This window comes from Hoeflea sp. BAL378, assembly GCF_000759435.1.
GTDB lineage: Bacteria > Pseudomonadota > Alphaproteobacteria > Rhizobiales > Rhizobiaceae > Hoeflea.
Window position 1 is genome coordinate 1 of record NZ_JRJG01000278.1, and the last position, 568, is coordinate 568.

General features: G+C 69.5%; 1 protein-coding gene. It reads left to right on the forward strand.

The features are described from left to right. On the forward strand, positions 1 to 568 hold a 568-nt coding region (locus tag LL06_RS26185), incomplete at both ends, for an AMP-binding protein (RefSeq protein ID WP_035534060.1).

Sequence of the window (568 nt, forward strand, 5' to 3'; positions counted from 1 at the left end):
CCGCCACATCCTCGACAATGGCGAGCCGGCGCTGATCCTCAGGCAGGCGAAGTTCGCCGGCGTGATCGCCGAGGCGCTCGAGGACCGGCCGATCCGGGTTGTCGACTTCCCGGTGGCGGGCGGGGCGCCCGGCGCCGAATGGCAGGCCTTCATGGCCGGCGCGCCCGACACCGAGCCCGAGATCCGGGCCGAGCCCGACTGGATCCACATGATCCTCTACACCTCCGGCACGACCGGACGGCCCAAGGGCGCGATGCTGTCCAACGCCCGCAGCGTCATGGACGGCCTGGCGATGGCCGGCGCGCTCGGCATCCGCCAGAACGACATCTTCGCCAATTACTTCCCGCCCTTCCATGTCGGCAACTGGGATCACCAGAAGCTGTTCGTGCTGGCCGGCGCGACGGTGGTGCTGTCGGCGCAGTTCGAGCCGGGCCTGGTGCTCGACCTGATCGCCCGGGAGAGGGTCTCGGTGATCCTCACGGTGCCGACCATGCTGAACGCGCTTCTGACGCACGAGCGGTTCGCCGCCACCGACAAGAGCTCCGTCCGGCTGCTCTACTACGGCGCC